17 protein-coding genes are annotated in these 20,040 nt (G+C 66.1%); 5 read left to right on the forward strand and 12 right to left on the reverse strand.

All coding sequences use genetic code 11. The features are described 5' to 3' along the window. Positions 1–430 precede the first annotated feature (430 nt). Positions 431–940 carry a protease adaptor protein RcdA gene (gene rcdA / locus ACNJYD_RS06505; RefSeq protein WP_172784856.1) on the forward strand — a complete coding sequence of 170 codons (510 nt, stop codon included), beginning with the start codon at positions 431–433 and terminating at the stop codon, positions 938–940. Between the two features lie 202 nt (positions 941–1,142). Here the strand turns inward: rcdA and rpmE are convergent, their stop codons facing one another. Beyond that, the gene (gene rpmE, locus ACNJYD_RS06510; RefSeq protein ID WP_439365698.1) at positions 1,143–1,370 is read right to left on the reverse strand and encodes a 50S ribosomal protein L31; all 228 of its coding nucleotides are present in this window, start codon (positions 1,368–1,370) and stop codon (positions 1,143–1,145) included. 198 nt (positions 1,371–1,568) lie between these two features. Between rpmE and ACNJYD_RS06515 the strand changes: the two genes are divergently transcribed. Continuing rightward, positions 1,569–3,419 carry an ABC transporter ATP-binding protein/permease gene (locus ACNJYD_RS06515; protein ID WP_439365699.1) on the forward strand — a complete coding sequence of 617 codons (1,851 nt, stop codon included), beginning with the start codon at positions 1,569–1,571 and terminating at the stop codon, positions 3,417–3,419. 135 nt (positions 3,420–3,554) lie between these two features. Here the strand turns inward: ACNJYD_RS06515 and ACNJYD_RS06520 are convergent, their stop codons facing one another. The 4 genes from ACNJYD_RS06520 to ACNJYD_RS06535 all read right to left on the reverse strand — a co-directional run bounded on the left by ACNJYD_RS06520 (position 3,555) and on the right by ACNJYD_RS06535 (position 6,479). Further along, on the reverse strand, positions 3,555–3,770 hold the full coding sequence (locus ACNJYD_RS06520; RefSeq protein WP_439365700.1) for a hypothetical protein: 216 nt from the start codon (positions 3,768–3,770) through the stop codon (positions 3,555–3,557). Positions 3,771–3,840: 70 nt separating this feature from the next. Continuing rightward, complete coding sequence (locus tag ACNJYD_RS06525; RefSeq protein ID WP_439365701.1) at positions 3,841–4,287, reverse strand: GNAT family N-acetyltransferase; 447 nt, start codon at positions 4,285–4,287, stop codon at positions 3,841–3,843. Then, entirely contained in the window at positions 4,287–5,315 is a 1,029-nt protein-coding gene (locus tag ACNJYD_RS06530) for a peptidoglycan -binding protein (RefSeq protein ID WP_172784852.1), read from the reverse strand. Before ACNJYD_RS06530 ends, ACNJYD_RS06525 begins: the two co-directional genes overlap by 1 nt. Positions 5,316–5,462: 147 nt before the next feature. Continuing rightward, complete coding sequence (locus ACNJYD_RS06535) at positions 5,463–6,479, reverse strand: flagellar motor protein MotA (RefSeq protein ID WP_212254200.1); 1,017 nt, start codon at positions 6,477–6,479, stop codon at positions 5,463–5,465. Between the two features lie 167 nt (positions 6,480–6,646). Between ACNJYD_RS06535 and ACNJYD_RS06540 the strand changes: the two genes are divergently transcribed. From ACNJYD_RS06540 to ACNJYD_RS06550, 3 genes are all read left to right on the forward strand, one after another. Beyond that, positions 6,647–7,666 (forward strand): SAM-dependent methyltransferase, encoded by a 1,020-nt coding sequence (locus ACNJYD_RS06540; RefSeq protein WP_439365702.1) that lies wholly within the window; start codon positions 6,647–6,649, stop codon positions 7,664–7,666. A 231-nt stretch (positions 7,667–7,897) separates the two neighbouring features. Further along, positions 7,898–9,091, forward strand: a complete 1,194-nt coding sequence (locus ACNJYD_RS06545) for an efflux RND transporter periplasmic adaptor subunit (RefSeq protein WP_172784849.1) — start codon at positions 7,898–7,900, stop codon at positions 9,089–9,091. Positions 9,092–9,241: 150 nt separating this feature from the next. Continuing rightward, positions 9,242–12,403 (forward strand): multidrug efflux RND transporter permease subunit, encoded by a 3,162-nt coding sequence (locus ACNJYD_RS06550; protein WP_439365703.1) that lies wholly within the window; start codon positions 9,242–9,244, stop codon positions 12,401–12,403. Between the two features lie 117 nt (positions 12,404–12,520). On the opposite strand, the gene ACNJYD_RS06555 is transcribed toward ACNJYD_RS06550, so the two are convergent. The 7 genes from ACNJYD_RS06555 to gap all read right to left on the reverse strand — a co-directional run bounded on the left by ACNJYD_RS06555 (position 12,521) and on the right by gap (position 19,921). Continuing rightward, on the reverse strand, positions 12,521–13,306 hold the full coding sequence (locus tag ACNJYD_RS06555; protein WP_260382070.1) for an inositol monophosphatase family protein: 786 nt from the start codon (positions 13,304–13,306) through the stop codon (positions 12,521–12,523). Between the two features lie 85 nt (positions 13,307–13,391). Continuing rightward, the gene (locus tag ACNJYD_RS06560) at positions 13,392–14,459 is read right to left on the reverse strand and encodes a tetratricopeptide repeat protein (RefSeq protein WP_439365704.1); all 1,068 of its coding nucleotides are present in this window, start codon (positions 14,457–14,459) and stop codon (positions 13,392–13,394) included. Between the two features lie 8 nt (positions 14,460–14,467). Beyond that, the gene (locus ACNJYD_RS06565) at positions 14,468–15,172 is read right to left on the reverse strand and encodes a thiamine phosphate synthase (RefSeq protein ID WP_260382072.1); all 705 of its coding nucleotides are present in this window, start codon (positions 15,170–15,172) and stop codon (positions 14,468–14,470) included. Positions 15,173–15,175: 3 nt separating this feature from the next. Further along, a complete protein-coding gene (locus ACNJYD_RS06570) occupies positions 15,176–16,201 on the reverse strand; it encodes a class I fructose-bisphosphate aldolase (RefSeq protein WP_439365705.1) in 1,026 nt (341 codons plus the stop codon). A 260-nt stretch (positions 16,202–16,461) separates the two neighbouring features. Then, complete coding sequence (gene fba / locus ACNJYD_RS06575; protein WP_035998315.1) at positions 16,462–17,529, reverse strand: class II fructose-bisphosphate aldolase; 1,068 nt, start codon at positions 17,527–17,529, stop codon at positions 16,462–16,464. Positions 17,530–17,569: 40 nt separating this feature from the next. Continuing rightward, on the reverse strand, positions 17,570–18,766 hold the full coding sequence (locus tag ACNJYD_RS06580; RefSeq protein WP_439365706.1) for a phosphoglycerate kinase: 1,197 nt from the start codon (positions 18,764–18,766) through the stop codon (positions 17,570–17,572). 147 nt (positions 18,767–18,913) lie between these two features. Next, a complete protein-coding gene (gap, locus tag ACNJYD_RS06585) occupies positions 18,914–19,921 on the reverse strand; it encodes a type I glyceraldehyde-3-phosphate dehydrogenase (RefSeq protein WP_439365707.1) in 1,008 nt (335 codons plus the stop codon). Positions 19,922–20,040: the final 119 nt, after the last annotated feature.

Genomic DNA, 20,040 nt, shown 5'->3' on the forward strand with positions numbered 1-20,040 from the left:
GTGCGCAATTGCGCATCGTACCTCGCGACGTCGTCGCGCCCCGGAATGACGGCTGAAGATTGTTCCGCACTTCATTCGGCCACTGGCCGACATGGCTAACGAAATCCCAAAAAATTAGCTCGTTTACTTCGGATTAAGCTTTCGGGTTTATGACTGGAACTGTCCTCGTTTGGACACCGAGTGGCTCCTGTCCACTCTGTTTGACGCCTCCCTGTTATCAACTTTCAAAGCCGCCGGTCTCCGGCGGCTCTTTTTTTGCTTCCGCTCCCGCTGTCTAGCATCCCCGTCCGGTTGCATTCCGAAGGATTGACCCGCGGAAACCATATCCGCGCTTGTCACTGGACTCCGCCTCTCGCCCGCGCAATGATTTGTTCATCATAAGCCGGCGCCAAAGCCGGGCAGTCAAACAGTTGCGTAAGAGGCGTTAACCATGGAACGTTTGCAGGCCGAAGGCGCTCTCGTTCAGCTCAGCGAGCGATTCACCAATTCTGCGGCGTTCGGCAGCCTGTTCCGGGAGGGCATGGACCTCGTCGAGGAAACCGCCGCCTATCTCGACGGCGCTGGCCGCGTCGAGGCCAAGGCGCTCGACCGCGCCGTCAGCCTCACCTACGCGACCGAGAGCATGCGCCTCACCACGCGCCTGATGCAGCTCGCCTCCTGGCTGCTGCTGCACCGCGCGGTGAAGGAAGGCGAGATGACGCTGAGCCAGGCCAACCGTGAGAAGACCAAGGTCAAGCTCACCGCCGCCGATCCCGGCCCGGCCGACACCATCGAGAAGCTGCCGGCGCAGCTTCAGGACCTGATCCATCGCTCGATGAGCCTGCAGACCCGCGTCCGCCGGCTCGACAGCACGATCCACACCCCGCCGGCCGAGCAGGCCGCGATCGGCAATCCGTTGGTGCCGCATCTCAACGCGCTGAAGGCCGCGTTCGAGCGGTAGGTCTCACCGGTGCCGTAGGGTGGGCAAAGGCGCAAAGCGCCGTGCCCACCATCTCTCTCTCTCTTGGGATCACAATAGAGGTCGTGGGCACGCTTCGCTTTGCCCACCCTTACGAGTCCTCAGCCTTGGCCGACGACCGGCCCCAAAACAAAAACGCCCCCGGTCTCCCGGGGGCGTTTCCATGTCCAGCCTTGCGGCCGGCTCAATCCTTCTTGAGGAAGCCCGAAAACTTCTTCTGGAAGCGCGAGACGCGGCCGCCGCGGTCCATGATCTGGGCGGAGCCGCCGGTCCAGGCCGGGTGCGACTTCGGGTCGATGTCGAGGTTCAGCGTGTCGCCTTCCTTGCCCCAGGTGGAGCGGGTCAGGTACTCGGTTCCGTCGGTCATGACGATCTTAATCGTATGATAATTCGGATGAATTTCGGCTTTCATGGCAATTCCTCGGCGCTCCGGCGCCTTCTTGGGTGGCTCGCGAATGACGGATTTGGGCGGCTCTATACCTCACGAAACCCGGCAAAACAAGCCATGCTGCCGCGGTGAACCGGGGGTTTGCCCTAAGGGACTTCCCGGATTTGCCACTACTGATGCACCGGCCTATTGGGAGCAAACGAATGCAATGGGTCGGATCTCATGAGCGCAGTGGAACGGCTTGATGACCAATATGTCGATCGGCCCGCAATGAACGCCGCGGACACCCCTTCGATCGAGGCCGAGCTGATCGAAGCGCCGGCCAAGGGCCGCGCCAAGCTGCGGCCGCTGCTGGCGCTCGCGCCCTATGTGATCCGCTATCGCGGCCGCGCGGCGCTGGCGTTCGTCGCGCTCACGATCGCCGCGCTGACCACGCTGCTGGTGCCGGTCGCGGTGCGCAGGATGATCGATTTCGGCCTGACGCCCGAGGGCATCGAGCTGATCAACAGCTACTTCTCGGTCATGCTCGCGGTCGTTGCCGTGCTCGCGATCGCCAGTGCCGCGCGCTACTACCTCGTGATGACGATCGGCGAACGCATCGTCGCCGATCTCCGGCGCGACGTCTTCGCCCATCTGCTGTCGCTGTCCCCCGCCTTCTTCGATTCCGCGCGCAGCGGCGAACTGATCTCGCGCCTCACCGCCGACACCACCCAGCTGAAATCGGCCGTCGGTGCCTCCGTCTCGATCGCGCTGCGCAACCTTATGATGTTCCTGGGCGCGACGGCGATGATGGTGATCACGAGCCCGAAGCTCTCCGGCTTCGTGCTGCTCGCCATTCCCCTGATCGTGCTGCCGCTTGTGGCGTTCGGGCGCTGGGTGCGGCGCCTGTCGCGCAACGCGCAGGACACGCTCGCCGATGCCTCCGCCTATGCGGGCGAATTGGTCGGCGCGATCCGCACCGTGCAGGCCTATACCAGCGAGGGCTTCGCCGAGAAGCGTTTCGGCGGCGAGGTCGAGCAGGCCTATGAAGCCGCGCGCACCTCGACCCAGGCCCGCGCCGTGCTGACGGCGATCATCATCTTCATCGTGTTCGCAAGCGTGGTCGCCATCCTCTGGATCGGCTCGCATGACGTGCTCACCGGCGCGATCACGCCGGGCCGGCTCGGCCAGTTCGTGCTGTATGCGGTGTTTGCCGCAGCCGGGCTCGGCCAGCTCAGCGAGGTCTGGGGCGAGGTCTCGGCCGCATCGGGCGCAGCCGAGCGCCTGTTCGAGATCCTCCACGTCCGGCCCGAGATCGCCGCGCCTGCGGCGCCGCTTGCGCTGCCGGTGCCGGCGCGCGGCGAGGTCGGCTTCGACCGGGTCAGCTTCGCCTATCCGGCACGGTCCGACGTCAAGGTGCTCGACGCGGTGTCGTTCACCGTGCGCCCCGGCGAGAAGGTCGCGATCGTCGGTCCCTCCGGCGCCGGCAAGAGCACCATCTTTCATCTGCTGCTGCGCTTCTACGATCCGCGCAGCGGGACGATCTCGCTCGACGGCGTGCCGGTCAAGTCCGCCGACCCCGGGGATTTCCGCGCGCGCATCGCACTGGTGCCGCAGGACTCCGTGGTGTTCGCCGCGAGCGCCCGCGAGAACATCCGCTTCGGCCGGCCCGGTGCGAGCGATGCCGAGGTCGAGCGCGCCGCCGAGCTCGCCCATGCCGCCGAATTCATCCGCCGCCTGCCCGAAGGTTTCGAGACCGCGCTCGGCGAGCGCGGCGTGACGCTGTCCGGTGGCCAGCGCCAGCGCATCGCGATCGCGCGCGCCATCCTGCGCGACGCGCCGCTGTTGCTGCTGGACGAAGCCACCTCCGCGCTCGACGCCGAAAGCGAGACGCTGGTGCAGACCGCGCTGGAAGAGCTGATGCGCCACCGCACCACGCTGGTGATCGCCCATCGCCTCGCCACGGTGCTCTCCTGCGACCGCATCCTGGTGATGGACCAGGGCAAGATCGTCGAGCAGGGCACGCATGCCGAGCTCGTGGCGGCGAACGGGCTCTACGCCAGGCTGGCGCGGCTGCAGTTCGAGGGGGCGTGAGGCGCCGCCTCACTCTCGTCATTGCGAGCGCAGCGAAGCAATCCAGACTGTTTCCGCGGAAAGACTCTGGATTGCTTCGTCGCAAGAGCTCCTCGCAATGACGTGTGGAGGGAGCTTCGCGCCACAACTGCGGGCCTACCGGCACTTCGGTGACAGCGCCGGCACGTTCGGCCAGGGCCAGTTCTTCCAGCTGCCGTCCGCTTCGACGCAGGCTGATGCCTCAGGGCTGTTCGTCTGCGCAGGGGCGCTCGATGTCGCAAAGCGCTGGTCTACATAGGTCGTCGACACATAGCCGGCGACGATGACGCCCAGCATCACCGAGGACCCCTTGGCCAGCTCGCTCAGCTTCATCGATCGTCTCCATGGCCATGCCTTGAGACAACGAATAACCGGCGCCTTGGGATCCCCGATGTGACAGGCCTCACGCCCGCCATACCATCTTCAACACCGGCCGGCCCGAGGTCGGGTTCACTTCGTCACCGGCATGGGCAAAGCCGTTGCGCTCGTAGAAGCGGATGGCGCGGGCATTGTCCTTGTTGACGAGCAGCGTGACGCCCGACGGTGACAGGCGCTTGGCCTCGTCCACCAGCAGCCGTGCCGCATCCGAGCCCCAATGCGCGGGATCGACCACCAGCTGGTCGAGATAGCCCTCGCCATCGATGGTGACGAAACCGGTCAGCGCGCCGTCCTGTTCCGCCACCACGATTTGGGCCTTCGGCACCAGATCCCTCAGCCAGCGCTCGCGCCACCAGTCCAGCCGTGCGGCGAAGTCGATCTGCGGATAGGCCTGCTGCCAGGTGCGATGCCAAAGGTCGATCGCGGCGGCCTCGTCGGAGGCCGCATAGGGGCGGAGGTGGAGCGTGCTCACTACCGCTCCGTCAGTTTCAGCTCGATGCGGCGGTTGCGCTTGTAGGCCTCTTCCGTGTTGCCGGTATCGAGCGGCTGGAATTCGCCGAAGCCGGCGGCGACGAGGCGCTGGGCGGGCACGCCGAGCGAGACCAGATATTGCACCACCGAGATCGAGCGCGCCGCGGACAGGTCCCAGTTCGACTTGAAGTTCGGACCGTTGACGGGGCGCACGTCGGTATGGCCGTCGACGCGCAGCACCCAGGGGATGTCGCTCGGGATCTTCTTGTCGAGTTCGATCAGCGCCGCTGCCAAGGTGTCGAGCTCGGCGCGGCCCTCGGGCAGCAGCACCGCCTGGCCGGTGTCGAAGAACACTTCGGACTGGAATACGAAGCGGTCGCCGACGATGCGGATGTCGGGGCGGTTGCCGAGGATTGCGCGCAGCCGGCCGAAGAATTCCGAGCGGTAGCGCGACAATTCCTGCACGCGCTGCGCCAGGGCGACGTTCAGGCGAGAGCCAAGGTCGGCGATGCGGTTCTGCGATTCCTTGTCGCGCTTCTCGGAGGCATCGAGCGCCTCTTCCAGCGCCGCCAATTGCCGGCGCAGCGCGCTGATCTGCTGGTTCAACACCTCGATCTGCGCTAGCGCCCGCGCCGAGACCGCCTTCTCGGAATCCAGCGCCTTGCCGAGCTCGGCGGTCTTGCCTTGCGCGTCGTTGCCGGCGGCGGCGAGGCCGTCATAGAGCCCCTTGATGCGGTCGCGCTCGGTCTCGGCCGAGGCGAGCCCGGCCTTCAATTGCGAGACCTGGTCGTCGAGCGTGAGCTTGCCGAGCTTCTCCAGCGACAACAGCTCGTTGAGCTGGGCGATCTTGGCGTTGAGCTGCTCCAGCGCCTTGTCCTTGCCGGTGACCTCCTGCGACAGGAAGAACTGCACGACGAGGAACACCGACAGCAGGAAGACGATGGACAGCACCAGCGTCGACAGCGCATCGACGAAGCCGGGCCAGTAATTGAAGGCGCCTTCGCTGCGGCGGCCGCGCGCTAGAGCCATTAACGTCTCCGTTTCTTTCGTGTCCCGGACGCGATGCAGCGTGCAACGCTGCTTCGCAGAGCCGGGACCCATATTGTCCCTGACGCTGGGCCCCGGCTCAGCGACGCATCATTTCATGCTGCGTCGCGTCCGGGGCACGATACCGTCTCAACTCTTCTCGGGCTGGCGCGCGATCCGCTCCAACAGGCGGCGGATCTCGCGGTTCTGCTCGCCCTGGCCGTCGGCCCATTCGCGGATCATCTGCTGCTCGGTGCGCATGTGCGAGACCAGCGCCTGGATCGCTTCGGCAAGGCTCGCCATCGCCGCCGTGGTGCCGCGGCCGGCGCTGCCTTCCTCGAACACGGAACGCAGGCGTTCGACCGCGGCCTGAAGCTCCCCGCTGGCGACACCGCCGCCGGAGGCGGCGGCGGGCACCTCGCCATTGCCGTATTCGCGCACGGTGGTGGCGAGCCAGTCTTCGAGGTCGGTGTAGAAGCGGTTCTGCGCCTGGCTCGATTGCAGATCGAGGAAGCCGAGGATCAGCGAGCCGGCGAGGCCGAACAGCGAGCTGGAGAACGAGATGCCCATGCCGCCGAGCGGGGCGGCGAGGCCCTCCTTCAGCGTGTCGAACAGCGCCCCGGAATCGCCCCCCACCTTGAGCCCGTCGATCACCTTGCCGACCGAGCCGACCGTCTCGATCAGGCCCCAGAAGGTGCCGAGCAGGCCGAGGAACACCAGCAGGCCGGTCATGTAGCGGGAGATGTCGCGGGCCTCGTCCAGGCGGGTTGCGATCGAATCGAGCAGGTGCCGCATGGTGGTCTGGGTGATGGTCATCCGCCCCGAGCGCTCCCCGCCCAGGATCGCCGCCATCGGCGCCAGCAGCTTGGGGTGACGGGACGGCGCCAGGCCGGGATCGGCGACGCGGAAATTGTTGACCCAGGAGACCTCGGGATAGAGCCGGATGACCTGGCGGAAGGCCAGGATGATGCCGATGAACAGCACGCCGCCGATCAGGGCATTGAGGCCGGGATTGGCGAAGAAGGCCTGGATGATCTGCTTGTAGAGCACCACGCCCACCAGCGTGCACAGCACCAGAAAGACCAGCATCCGCACCAGGAAGACGCTGGGCGAGGACAGTTTCGTGTACTCGATGTCCATCGTGGATCGGGAAGTGCCAGACCGCATGCCAGTATCATCCGTTACGTAAGCTTGCTTGCGGCGCGCACTATGGCACAGCGCCGGCCCAAAAAAAGCGCCGGATGCGCCGATTTCGGGGACAGCTCGGGGAACCCGGACCGGAAGCGGCGCTTTGATAAGCAGGTCTCTGCAGAATTTCGCCATTCGGGGGGCGCATGAGCGTCGTTTCCGCGATCATCGGGACTGCCGAGCGTGTGCCGCTGCCGGACGTGGTGATCCGCGCCGCGATCCAGCGCCTGTGCTCCCGCATGGCGACGCGCCTGTCCGCCCTGGGCGCCGGCGACGATGCCGCCTTTGCCGGCCGGATGATGCTGCGGCCGATCGCCGAGGGTACAGGTGCCGGGCATGACCAGGTGCCTGCCGCCTTCTTCGTCGATTTGCTCGGTCCCAACCGTAAATTCTCCTCCTGCTTCTACAAGACCGACGCGACCACCTTGCGGGAGGCGGAGGAGGAGGCGCTGCGCCAGACCGTCGAGCATGCCGGCCTGGCCGACGGCCAGGCCATCCTCGAGCTCGGCTGCGGCTGGGGCTCGCTGTCCCTGTGGATGGCGCGGCAGTTTCCGCACGCCAGGGTGACGGCGGTCGCGACCTCACAGGCGCAACGCGCCTATGTCGAGGAGGAGGCGCGGCTGCGCGGATTGCTCAATCTGCGCGTGGTCACGGCCGACATGAACGTGTTCGCGCCCGAGGGGCAGTTCGACCGCATCGTCTCGGTCGAGATGTTCGAGCAGATGCGCAACTGGCGCAAGCTGATGACGCGCGCGCGGTCATGGCTCACGCCGGAGGGGCGCTTCTTCATGCACGTCGTCACCCACCGTTCCGGCTCGCATCTGCTTGACCCCGCCGATCGCGACGACTGGATCGCGCAGCATCTCTATACAAGCGGGTTGATGCCGAGCCATCACCTGGTCAGGCAGTTCGACGATATCTTCGCGGTCGAGAAGGAATGGTGCTGGAGCGGGACGCATTACCAGCGCACCGCCAACGACTGGCTCGCCAATTTCGATGCCCATCGCGAGGCCATCGAGGCCGCCTTGCGCAGGGTCTATGGCGAGGAGGCCGCTCTCTGGATCCGTCGCTGGCGCTGGTTCCTGCTCGCGACCTCGGGCCTGTTCGGCTACGCCGATGGAACCGAATGGGGCGTCAGCCACTACCGGATGAAGGCCGCCGAGTAATTGCGATGTTCCGTCGCAGCACGCGCCGGTGGACCCCGACTCACAATCAAGTGACACCGTAAAAGCCTTCTGATCTCAGCAGCATAAGCTGTGTGACAATGAGCCGCCCGCGCCATGCGTTGCATCGCAGCAGATGCATTCTATTTTGGCGGCATCAGTCGCGTGTAAAAGGTCCAGAACGGGCCGCGCGCGAGCACGATCAGTTTCAACAATATCGGGGCACCCCACTTCATGTCCGGACTTCGCGCGCGATCGGCATGCGTTGCAATGATGCTCGCGGCCCTTGCGCCGCTTCTGGCAGGCTGCGACGAATCCAGCTCCGCGGTGTCCGCCGCCCAGCCGCCCGCTCCTGACGTCAGCATCGTCGTCGTCAAGCCGCAGTCCCGCGCCGTGGTGCGCGAGCTGCCGGGCCGGATCGCGCCGACGCGGGTCTCCGACGTGCGGCCGCGCGTGTCCGGCATCGTGGTCGAGCGCCTGTTCCGCCAGGGCAGCGAGGTGAAGGCCGGCGATCCGCTCTACCGCATCGATCCGCGCCCGTTCGAGGTCGAGGTGATGGCGAATGAGGCCGCGCTGGCCAAGTCCGAAGCGGCTTTGATGCAGGCCAGGCAACAGGCGCATCGTATCGCCACCCTGACCAGGGATCGCGCCGCCCCCGAAGCCGAGAACGAGAAGGCGATCGCGGCCGAACGCCAGGCCCATGCCGAGGTCGAAGGCCGCAAGGCCGAGCTCGCGCGGGCCAAGCTCAATCTCGACTATGCCACCGTTCGCGCGCCGATCGACGGCGTGGTCGGTGCGGCCCTCGTCAGCGAGGGCGCGCTCGCCGTGCAGAACGAGACCAATCTCGCCACCATCCAGCAGCTCGATCCGATCTATGCCGACTTCACCCAGTCGGTGACCGAGCTCAACCAGCTCCGCCGTGCCTTCGAGACCGGCGACCTCGAGCGCATCGCCGCCGATGCCGCCAAGGTGCGCCTCGTGCTCGACGACAACACCATCTATTCGCTCGACGGCAAGCTGCTGTTCTCCGACGCCAAGGTCGACGCCCACACCGGCCAGGTGACGTTGCGCGGCGAGTTCCGCAATCCCAAGCGCGAGCTGCTGCCGGGCATGTATGTGCGGGTCCGGATCGACCAGGGTCTCGATTCCGACGCGATCGCGGTGCCGCAGCAGGCGATCCAGCGCAACGGCGGCGGCGGCAGCGAGGTGTTCGTGGTCAAGGACGACAACCACATCGCGGTGCAGCCTGTGCGCACCGGATCGGTGCAGGACGGCCTCTGGTTCGTCACCGAAGGCCTGAAGGCCGGCGACAAGGTCGTGGTCGAAGGCTTCCAGAAATTCGCGGCTGGCGACAAGGTCCAGCCGCAATCCTGGTCCGAGGCGGACGCGACCGCGGACAACCGGCACGCCCTTAAGCTCACGCGGTAACCGGACGGCTTTGCAAGTGTCGTCCTCATCCTGAGGAGCCCGCTGGAAGCGGGCGTCTCGAAGGATGGCCGGGAGAGAGCCGGGGTTCGAGACGCGCGTTCCGCGCTCCTCACCATGAGGATCTAACGAAACAACGAGGATAAACGGCCAATGCCGAGTTTCTTCATCGACAGGCCGATCTTCGCCTGGGTGGTCGCGCTGTTCATCTGCTTGATCGGTGCGATCGCGGTGCCGCTGCTGCCGATCGCGCAATATCCGATCATCGCGCCGCCGTCGATCTCGGTCTCGACCAGCTATCCCGGCGCCTCGCCGGAAAACCTCTACAACAGCGTCACGCGGCTGATCGAGGAGGAGCTCAACGGCGCCGCCAACATCCTCAATTTCGAATCGACCAGCGACTCGCTCGGCCAGGTCGAGATCATCGCCAACTTCCAGCCGGGCACCGATACCAGCGCCGCCTCGGTCGAGGTGCAGAACCGAATCAAGCGCGTCGAGGCGCGCCTGCCGCGCGCGGTGATGCAGCAGGGCATCCTGATCGAGGAAGCCTCCAGCGCGGTGCTGCAGATCATCACGCTGAACTCGACCGACGGCAGCCTGGATGAAGTCGGCCTCGGCGACTTCATGATCCGCAACGTGCTCGGCGAGATCCGCCGCATTCCCGGCGTCGGCCGCGCCACGCTCTATTCGACCGAGCGCAGTCTTCGTGTCTGGGTCGATCCCGCAAAACTCGTCGGCTACGGGCTGACCGCCGACGATGTCAACAAGGCCATCACCGCGCAGAACGCGCAGGTCGCCTCCGGCAGCATCGGCGCCGAACCGTCGACGTCGAACCAGCGCACCTCGGCGCTGGTGCTGGTCAAGGGCCAGCTGTCGTCGCCGGACGAGTTCGGCGCCATCATCCTGCGCGCCAATGCCGACGGCTCGACCGTGCGCCTGCGCGACGTCGCGCGCGTCGAGGTCGGCGGCCTCAGCTACCAGTTCAACACCCGCCTCGACGGCAAGCCGACCGCCGGTCTTTCGGTGCTGATGTCGCCGACCGGCAACGCGCTGGCGACCGCGAGCGCCGTTGAAGAGAAGATGAAGGAGCTGTCGCGCTTCTTCCCGGCCAACATCAGCTACGAGATCCCCTACAACATCACGCCCGTGGTCGAGGCCTCGATCAAGAAGGTGCTGTCGACGCTGGTCGAAGCCGTGGTGCTGGTGTTCGTGGTGATGTTCCTGTTCCTGCAGAACATCCGTTACACCATCATTCCGACCATCGTGGTGCCGGTGGCGTTGCTCGGCGCGTGCTCCACGCTGCTGCTCGCCGGCTACTCCATCAACATGCTCTCGATGTTCGGCATGGTGCTCGCGGTCGGCATCCTCGTCGACGACGCCATCGTGGTGGTCGAGAACGTCGAGCGCATCATGGCCGAGGAGGGCCTGCCGCCGAAGGAAGCGACGCGCAAAGCCATGTCGCAGATCACCGGCGCCATCATCGGCATCACCCTGGTGCTGATGGCGGTGTTCGTGCCGATGGCGTTCTTCCCGGGCTCGGTCGGCATCATCTACCGCCAGTTCTCGGTCACCATGGTCGCCGCGATCGGCTTCTCCGCCTTCCTGGCGCTGTCGTTGACGCCGGCGCTGTGTGCGACCCTGCTCAAGCCCGTCGAGGCCGGCCACGGTCATGCGAAGAGAGGCGTGTTCGGCTGGTTCAACCGCATGCTCGAAGGCGGCAAGGAGCGCTATTCGCGCACCGTCGGCTTCTCGCTGAACCGCACCGGCCGCCTGATGCTGGTCTATGCCGCGCTGCTGGTCGGCCTGTCCTGGGCCTTCGTCAACCTGCCCGGCGGCTTCCTGCCGGTCGACGACCAGGGCTTCGTCACCACCGACGTGCAGACGCCCTCGGATTCGTCCTATGCCCGCACCGAGGCCGTGATCGAGAAGGTCGAGAAATATCTGGCCGCGCGGCCGGGCGTCGACAACGTCACCTTCCTCACCGGCTTCAGCTTCTCCGGCCAGGGCATGAACACCGCGCAGGCCTTCATCACGCTGAAGGACTGGTCGGAGCGCGGGCCTAAAGATTCCGCTGCTGCGATCGTCAACGACATCAACCGCGACCTGGGCTCGTCGATCCGTGATGCAAAAATCTCGGCGCTGCAGCCGCCGCCGATCGACAATCTCGGCAATTCCTCCGGCTTCTCGTTCCGCCTCCAGGACCGCGGCCAGAAGGGCTATCAGCAATTGATGCGCGCCGCCGACCAGCTGATCGCGGAGGCCAATGCCAGCCCGGTGCTGCAGAAGGTCTATATCGAGGGCCTGCCCGAGGCGGGCGTGGTCAATCTCATGATCGACCGCGAGAAGGCCGGCGCGTTCGGCGTCACCTTCGAGGACATCAACAATACCATCTCGACCAATCTCGGCTCGAACTACATCAACGACTTCCCGAACCGCGGCCGCATGCAGCGCGTCGTGGTGCAGGCTGACGCGCGCGATCGCATGCGGACCGAGGACATCCTCAATTACAACGTCAAGAACAGCCGCGGCCAGCTGGTGCCGTTCTCGTCCTTTGCGACGGTGGAATGGGCGCGCGGCCCGACGCAGATCGCCGGCTTCAACTATTATCCGGCGGTGCGCATCTCCGGTGAAGCCAGGCCCGGCTTCACCTCGGGCGACGCCATTTCGGAAATGGAGCGGCTTGCCGGCCGCTTGCCGCGCGGCTTCGGCTATGAATGGACCGGACAGTCGCTGCAGGAAAAGCTGTCGGGCTCGCAGGCGCCGTTCCTGCTCGCACTGTCGGTGTTCGTGGTGTTCCTGTGCCTCGCAGCGCTCTACGAGAGCTGGACCATTCCGCTCGCGGTGCTGCTCACCGTGCCGCTCGGCATCGTCGGCGCGGTCGCGGCTGCGACGCTGCGGAGCCTGCCCAACGACGTCTATTTCACCGTCGGCCTGATCACCATCATCGGCCTTGCGGCCAAGGACGCGATCCTGATCATCGAGTTCGCGAAAGACCTGCGGAAGGAAGGCAAGCCATTGGTCGAAGCCACCATCGAAGCCTGCCGCCTGCGCTTCCGCCCGATCCTGATGACCGGCCTCGCCTTCATCTGCGGCGTGCTGCCGATGGCCATCGCCCACGGTGCCGGCGGCGCCAGCCAGCAGGCGCTCGGCTCAGTCGTGATGGGCGGCATGATCGCGGTGGTGATCCTGGCGCTGTTGATGGTGCCGGTGTTCTTCGTCTCCGTGCAGCGCGTGCTGGCGGGGGATCGCGAGCCAGCGCCGGCGCGGGAAGCTGACGCGCACGGCCGGCCGGCGCCAGCGTCGCAGGGCCACTGAAGCTGTCATTCCGGGGCGCGCGTAGCGCGAGCCCGGAATCCATCAAGCCGCAATCACAGTCGATGAATGGATTCCGGGCCCGCGCCGAGAGGCGCGTCCCGGAATGACGAGCGGAGATTACCTCCGCAAGATCCTCACCAGCTCCCCGTGCACGTACTCATTGCCGCACACGACGTGCCCCGTGACCAGCGGGTCGCCCGGCGTGGCGATATCGCTCACCGTTCCCCCCGCTTCACGCACCATCAGCATACCGGCGGCGATATCCCAGGATTGCAAATCGCGCTCCCAATAGCCGTCGAGGCGGCCGGCGGCGACGAAGGCGAGGTCGAGCGAGGCGGCGCCGAAGCGGCGCAGGCCGGCGACGCGGTCCTGGATCGCGGTCATCTCGCGACGGAATTCCTCGTGATCGCCGCGGCCGATATGGGGCAGGCCGCAGGCGACCACGCATTCGCTCAGCTGGCGGCGGCCGGCGACGCGCAGGCGCTGGTCGTTGAGGAAGGCGCCCTTGCCGCGCTCGGCGATGTAGAGCTCGTCATTGGCGGGGTTGTAGATCACGCCGGCGATCACGGTGCCTTCGCGGGCGAGGCCGATCGAGATGGCGAATTGCGGGATGCCGTGCAGGAAGTTGGTGGTGCCGTCCAAGGGATCGACGATCCAGGTGTGGCTCTTGTCGGTGCCCTCGCGCTGTCCCCCTTCCTCGCCGATGAAGCCGTAGCCGGGCCGGGCCTTGGCGAGGTCCTGGTAGAGGATCTCCTCGGCGCGCTTGTCGGCGAGCGAGACGAAATTGGCCGGCCCCTTCAGCGAGACCTGGAGATGCTCGATCTCGCCGAGATCGCGCTTGAGGCTGCGGCCGGCGCGGCGCGCCGCCTTGACCATGACGTTGATAGTGGCGGAATACAGCATGTGCTTCTGGTCTTGATCGGGGAGAGGGGCGCGGAAACGCGCCTGTTTGAGGGACTGGGTGCCCCGTGAGGGGCCCCGCGTCAAGTCATTTGGGCCCCAGCCACTTCCTGGCGGCGGCCTCGGCCTTGGCGCGGTCATCGGCCGGCAGATCGGAGAACTGCTTGTCGAGCTCGGGGTCGCCCTTGCCTGATGTCTTGGCCACCAGGTGCCATTTGAAGCCCTCGATCTTGTCCATGGGCGTGCCCACGCCGTTGATCAGCACCCATGCCAACCGGTTCTGCGCGATCGCGCTGCCCTGGCGGGAGGCCTTGCGGAGCAGGGCGACGGCCGCCGGCTGGTTCTTCGGCGTGCCGGTGCCGTTGAACATCGCGATGGCATATTCGACCTCGGCATCGACATTGTCCGCGAGCGAGGCGGCCTGGAGCAGCCGCACCGCGCGTTCGGGGTCCTTCGGCACACCGGTGCCTTCCTTGTAGAAGGTCGCGAGCGCGTATTGCGCTTCGGGCAGGCCTGCATCGGCGGCCTGGCGCAGCAGCTCCGCCGAACGCCTGACGTCCTGCGGCAGCGTCTGGCCGTCCAGATAGAGCAGAGCGAGGTTATAGGCCGCCTTGGGCTCGCCGAGCTTGGCGGCGGAGGCCATCAGCTTGACCGCCTCGTTTTTGTCGACCGGGCCGCCGCGGCCGGAGATGCGCAGCATGGCGAGTGCGAACATCGCCTCGCGATCGCCGGAATCGGCGGCGCGCTTGTACCATTCGGCCGCCTTGGCGTAGTCGCGCCGGATGCCCATGGCGTTGGAATAGAGCTCGCCGAGCATGGTCATTGCCTTGGCGTCGCCCGCTTGCGCCCGGGCGGTGGCGAGCTCGAACGCGGTCTTGTATTGGCCGCGCTGATAGGCGCCGAACACCAGATCGACGTTGGGATCGTCGGACGGCGGCGCGGGGATCACGGTTGCCGGCTTGGGCGAGGCGGACGGCTTGGGAGATGAAGAGGGCTTTGGCGCCGCTTCCTTCTTCTTGGCAGGGGCGGGCGGCTTCGGCTTCTGCTTCTCTGCCGGTGCGCTCGGCGTCGTCGCCGGCGGAGTGATCTGCAGCTGCGCGGCCGCGGGCACTGTCAGCAGCAGCGTGGCCAGCATGGTGATGCACGGGAGCTTCATGTCGGGCGCTAGCCGTGCTCCTGGCGCGCAGGATCTTGGCTCGCAGGATCTTGGCCGGCCAGCGCCGTCGCATGGGCCTTCTTGATCGCGGCGTCGACCTCGATCAGCGCGGCCTTGGGCCCGCGCGGATCGGCCCAGATGAAGTCGCCGACCAGCACGAAATCGGCGCCGCTAAGGGCGAAATCGTGGGCCTCGTCCAGCGAAATGGCGAAGCCGACGCAGGGCGGCTCGAACAGCTCGGCCCACCAGTCCAGCCGCTCGGCGATCGCCTGCGCCGAGGGACGCTGGCCTTTCGCATCGGGCTCGCCGAACAGCAAATAATCCGCGCCCATCTCGCCCGCATCCATGGAATGGTGTCGCGTCGTCAGCCCGCCGACACCGGCGATGCGATCTGGCTTGAGCGACGGCAGCGCCTCCTTCAGCGCGGCGATGCCGGGCAGGTGTGCGCCGTCGGCGCCGCCGCGCGCGACGATATCAGGGTGGCCGTCGACGAGGAGTGCCGCGCCCGCCTTCTGCACCGGCGGCGCCAATGCCTTGACGCGCGAGGTCATGCTGCGCTGATCTGTCTCCTTCAGCCGCAGCAGCACGGCGGCGACGTCGGCGGACGCGATCAGCTCGGGCAGCGCGGCGATCAGCGCCGCGGGATCATCGACGACGGGCGTCGCGAGATAGAGACGCGGCGCCGGGCGCGGCGGAAGCGGTTTGTTCGACAAGGTCTAGGCTGCCTTCTGTTCCAGGCTGCTTTGCCATTCGCCCTTGGAGGCGAGGCCGTTCATGCGCGCGCGATGGCTGAAGGCGCGCTGGCCGGCCGCGACGTTCTCAGGCCTCCCGGCCCAGGCCTTCTGCGGCGCGGCCTGCAGCGCGCGGCCATAGGAGAAGGTCAGGCCCCAGGGCAGCGGACCGAGCTTGTGCATGGCGTTGAGATGCGCGGTTGCCTCCTCGTCCGACTGGCCGCCGGAGAGGAAGGCGATGCCGGGCACCGCCGCCGGCACGCAGGCCTTCAGCAGCCGGATCGTCTTCTCCGCGACCTCCTCGACGGAGGCCTGCTTTGCGCATTTCTTGCCAGAGATCGCCATGTTCGGCTTCAGCACCATGCCTTCGAGCGCGACGCGCTGGACGCGCAATTCCTGAAACGTCTTGTTGAGCACGCGTTGCGTCACCTCATAGCAGCGCTCGATGTCGTGGTCGCCGTCCATCAGCACCTCAGGCTCGACGATCGGCACGATCTGCGCCGCCTGGCACAGCGCGGCATAGCGCCCCAGCGCGTGGGCGTTGACGCTGATCGCGGTCATCGAGGGGATGCCGCTGCCGATGTCGATCACCGCGCGCCATTTGGCGAAGCGCGCGCCGCGCTCGTAATATTTCTTCAGGCGATCGGCGAGCTTGTCGAGGCCTACGGTGACAAGCTCTCCCGGGCACATCGGTAAGCCTTGCGTGCCTTCGTCGACCTTGATGCCGGGGATGGCGCCAGCCTGCTCGATCAGCTTGACCAGCGGCGTGCCGTCCTTGGCATTCTGCCAGATCGTCTCGTCATAGAGGATCACGCCGGAGATGTATTGGCTCATGGCGTCCTTGGAGCGAAACAGCATCTCGCGATAGTCGCGGCGGTTCTCTTCCGTCGATTCCACGCCGATGGCGTCAAAGCGCTTCTTGATGGTGCCGGAGGATTCGTCGGCGGCAAGGATGCCCTTGCCCGGCGCGACCATGGCGGTCGCGATTCTGTTGAGCTCAGTCAGATTCATCGAGAGGTCCTCCCAAAACGATTCTGCCCTTGCCCGTGAAAATAGACCGTTCTCGGGCAATTGCCGAGTTATCGTTCGTCGCAGGGTAAAGGGGGGAGGGAATGTCGTGCCACAAAAAGACTGTCATTCCGGGATGCGCCGGAAGGCGCAGGCCCGGAATCCATAACCCCAGGCTGTGGTTATGGATTCCGGGCTCGCCGCTCTGCGGCGCCCCGGAATGACGGAGAGAGGTGCACTGGTTTACGCCACCTCGCGATCGCTTACGCGACGCGGGGGTCCAGCTCGCCCTTGGCGTAGCGCTTGGCCATCTCGGCGGTGGTCAGCACCTTCTTGATCTTGGAGGCCTGGCCTGCGGTGTTGAACTCCTGCAGGCGCTGCTTGCACAGCTTGGTCATCGCCTCCATCGCCGGCTTCAGGTACTTGCGCGGATCGAACTCTTCCGGGTTGTCCTTCAGCACTTTGCGGATCTGGCCGGTCATGGCCATGCGGTTGTCGGTGTCGATGTTGATCTTGCGCACGCCGTTCTTGATGCCGCGCTGGATCTCGGCCACCGGCACGCCCCAGGTCGGCTTCATCTTGCCGCCATAGGCGTTGATGATGTCCTGCAGGTCCTGCGGCACCGAAGAGGAGCCGTGCATGACGAGATGCGTGTTCGGCAGCTTGCGGTGGATCTCCTCGATCACGTTCATGGCGAGAATGTCGCCGTCGGGCTTGCGGGTGAATTTGTAAGCACCGTGCGAGGTGCCCATCGCGATCGCGAGCGCGTCGACCTTGGTCTCCTGCACGAACTTCACGGCCTCGTCCGGATTGGTCAGCAGCTGGTCGTGGCTGAGCTTGCCTTCGGCGCCGTGACCGTCTTCCTTGTCGCCCATTCCGGTTTCGAGCGAGCCGAGCACCCCGAGCTCACCCTCGACCGAGATGCCGCCGAGATGGGCCATGTCGGTCACGGTCTTGGTGACGCCGACATTGTAGCCCCAGTCGCCGGGGGTCTTGCCGTCGGCCTTGAGCGAGCCGTCCATCATGACGGAGGTGAAGCCGGCCTGGATCGCGGTCATGCAGGTCGCGGGCTCGTTGCCGTGGTCGAGATGCACGCAGACCGGAATGTGCGGATAGATTTCGGTCACCGCGTCCATCATGTGCTTGAGCATGACGTCGTTGGCGTAGGAGCGCGCACCGCGCGAGGCCTGGATGATGACGGGCGCATCGACCTGGTTGGCCGCGTCCATGATCGCCAGCGCCTGCTCCATATTGTTGATGTTGAAGGCCGGTACGCCGTAATCGTTCTCCGCCGCGTGGTCGAGCAATTGACGTAACGTGATCCGAGCCATCTGTCTTTGTCTCCCGTTGGGGCCTGCAAGGGCCGCTTGATTACTTGCTACGCAGAACTTCAACGCCGGGCAGGGGCTTGCCTTCCATCCATTCAAGGAACGCGCCACCGGCGGTCGACACATAGGTGAAGTCACCGGCCACATGGGCCTGGTTGAGCGCGGCGACGGTGTCGCCGCCGCCCGCGATCGAGATCAGCTTCTTGGCCTTGGTGCGCTCGGCGGCGTGCTTGGCGGCCGCGACCGTGCCGCGGTCGAACGGCTGCATCTCGAACGCGCCCAGCGGTCCGTTCCAGACCAGCGTCGCCGCATCGTCGATCGCGGCGTGGACGCGCGCAATCGATTGCGGGCCGACGTCGAGGATCATGCCGTCGGTCGGGATCGCGTCGAGCCCATAGGCATGCGACGGCGCGTTGGCGGCGAAGTGGTAGGCGACGGTGGCGTCGACAGGGAGGATGATGGCGCAATTGGCGGCTTCAGCCTTCTCCATGATGCGCAGCGCGGTCGGTGCGAGATCCTTCTCGGCCAGCGACTTGCCGACCGCAACGCCCTGCGCGTGCAGGAAGGTGTTGGCCATGCCGCCGCCGATCACGAGCGCGTCGACCTTGGTCACGAGGTTTTCCAAGAGGTCGATCTTGGTCGAGACCTTGGCGCCGCCGATGATGGCGATGACAGGCTTGGTCGGCGAGCCCAGCGCCTTCTCCAGCGCGTCCAGCTCGGCCTGCATGGTGCGGCCGGCATAGGCCGGCAGCTTGTGGCCGAGGCCTTCGGTCGAGGCGTGGGCGCGGTGCGCGGCCGAGAACGCGTCATTGACCCAGATGTCGCCGAGCTTAGCGAGCTCCGCGACGAAGCCGGGATCGTTCTTTTCTTCCTCTTTGTGGAAGCGGGTGTTTTCCAGACACAGGATGTCGCCGTCCTTCAGGTCGGCAACCGCCTTGGCCGCGGGCTCGCCGATGCAATCCTCGGCAAACGCAACGGGCTTCTTCACCTCCTTCGCCAGCGCCTCGGCGACGGGCCTCAGCGAGTCCTTGGCATCGCGCCCCTTCGGCCGGCCGAAATGCGCGAGCAGGATGACCTTGCCGCCCTTGTCCGCGATCTCGGTGATGGTCGGCGCAACGCGCTCCAGCCGGGTGGCGTCGGTGACGCGCCCGTTCTCCATGGGCACGTTGAGGTCGACGCGCAGCAGCACGCGCTTGCCCTTCACGTCGACGTCGTCGAGGGTACGGAATTTGTTGGTCATCTCTCTTGTCCCGGGCGCTGCGATAGCAGCGGAGCGATGCGCTGCAGAACCGGGACCCACATGACAGCGAGTCCCGCGGTTGAATGGGTCCCGGCTTTGCGGAGCAGCGCTTGCGCGCTGCACCGCAGCCGGGACACGAGACCCCGATCAGATCACCTTCGCCAGCGCGACGGCGGTGTCCGCCATGCGGTTCGAGAAGCCCCACTCGTTGTCGTACCAGGACATCACGCGCACCAGCGTGCCGTTCTGCACCTTGGTCTGGTCCTCGTGGAAGGTCGAGGAGTGCGGGTCGTGGTTGAAGTCGATCGAGACGTTGGGCGCGCTGGTGTAGCCGAGGATGCCCTTGAGCTGCTGCTCGCTGGCGCGCTTCATCGCCGCGTTGACTTCCTTGGCGTCGGTAGCGCGCTTGGCGACGATCTTGAGGTCGACGACCGAGACGTTCGGGGTCGGCACGCGGATCGCGACGCCGTCGAGCTTGCCCTTCAGCTCGGGCAGCACGAGGCCGATCGCTTTCGCCGCACCGGTCGAGGTCGGGATCATCGACATCGCAGCGGCGCGGCCGCGGTAGAGATCCTTGTGCAGCGTGTCCAGCGTCGGCTGGTCGCCGGTATAGGCGTGGATCGTGGTCATGAAGCCGGTCTCGATGCCGACGAGATCATTCAGCACCTTGGCGACCGGCGCGAGGCAGTTGGTGGTGCAGCTTCCGTTGGAGACGACCAGATGATCCTTGGTCAGCGTGTCGTGGTTGACGCCGTAGACGATGGTGGCGTCGGCGCCGTCGGCGGGCGCGGAAACCAGCACGCGCTTGGCGCCGGCGGTCAGATGCGCGCTAGCCTTGTCCTTCGAGGTGAAGATGCCGGTGCATTCCAGCGCGATGTCGACGCCGAGATCCTTCCAGGGCAGCTTCGAGGGATCGCGCTCGGCGGTCACCTTGATCTTGCCGTTGCCGAGGCTGATGGAATCGCCATCGACGGTGACGGTGCCGGGGAAGCGGCCATGGACGCTGTCGAAGCGGAGGAGATGGGCGTTGGTCTCGACCGGGCCGAGGTCGTTGATGCCGACGACCTCGATATCCTTGCGGCCTGACTCGGCGATAGCCCGCAGGACGTTGCGGCCGATGCGGCCAAAACCGTTAATTCCGACGCGGACTACCATGTTTCGTCTCCTTCAATGACCGTTGTCATCCCGCACAACGCGCTATCCGCGCCTGCGAGGGTTTTTTAGGGGCGGACGCCCGGTTCGGCCGGGCGGTGCTTGATCATATGGGAGATTAG

Origin of the sequence: Bradyrhizobium sp. SPXBL-02 (genome assembly GCF_051853065.1) — a bacterium.
Taxonomy (GTDB): Bacteria; Pseudomonadota; Alphaproteobacteria; order Rhizobiales; family Xanthobacteraceae; genus Bradyrhizobium.

Coding starts and splice junctions, on each gene's coding strand:
- gap (WP_439365707.1), bottom strand. CDS start 19,921: ATGGTAGTCCGCGTCGGAATTAACGGTTTTGGCCGCATCGGCCGCAAC.
- rpmE (WP_439365698.1), bottom strand. CDS start 1,370: ATGAAAGCCGAAATTCATCCGAATTATCATACGATTAAGATCGTCATG.
- ACNJYD_RS06515 (WP_439365699.1), top strand. CDS start 1,569: ATGAGCGCAGTGGAACGGCTTGATGACCAATATGTCGATCGGCCCGCA.
- ACNJYD_RS06570 (WP_439365705.1), bottom strand. CDS start 16,201: ATGAATCTGACTGAGCTCAACAGAATCGCGACCGCCATGGTCGCGCCG.
- ACNJYD_RS06540 (WP_439365702.1), top strand. CDS start 6,647: ATGAGCGTCGTTTCCGCGATCATCGGGACTGCCGAGCGTGTGCCGCTG.
- ACNJYD_RS06520 (WP_439365700.1), bottom strand. CDS start 3,770: ATGAAGCTGAGCGAGCTGGCCAAGGGGTCCTCGGTGATGCTGGGCGTC.
- rcdA (WP_172784856.1), top strand. CDS start 431: ATGGAACGTTTGCAGGCCGAAGGCGCTCTCGTTCAGCTCAGCGAGCGA.
- ACNJYD_RS06545 (WP_172784849.1), top strand. CDS start 7,898: ATGTCCGGACTTCGCGCGCGATCGGCATGCGTTGCAATGATGCTCGCG.
- ACNJYD_RS06555 (WP_260382070.1), bottom strand. CDS start 13,306: ATGCTGTATTCCGCCACTATCAACGTCATGGTCAAGGCGGCGCGCCGC.
- ACNJYD_RS06535 (WP_212254200.1), bottom strand. CDS start 6,479: ATGCGGTCTGGCACTTCCCGATCCACGATGGACATCGAGTACACGAAA.
- ACNJYD_RS06560 (WP_439365704.1), bottom strand. CDS start 14,459: ATGAAGCTCCCGTGCATCACCATGCTGGCCACGCTGCTGCTGACAGTG.
- ACNJYD_RS06550 (WP_439365703.1), top strand. CDS start 9,242: ATGCCGAGTTTCTTCATCGACAGGCCGATCTTCGCCTGGGTGGTCGCG.
- ACNJYD_RS06530 (WP_172784852.1), bottom strand. CDS start 5,315: ATGGCTCTAGCGCGCGGCCGCCGCAGCGAAGGCGCCTTCAATTACTGG.
- fba (WP_035998315.1), bottom strand. CDS start 17,529: ATGGCTCGGATCACGTTACGTCAATTGCTCGACCACGCGGCGGAGAAC.
- ACNJYD_RS06580 (WP_439365706.1), bottom strand. CDS start 18,766: ATGACCAACAAATTCCGTACCCTCGACGACGTCGACGTGAAGGGCAAG.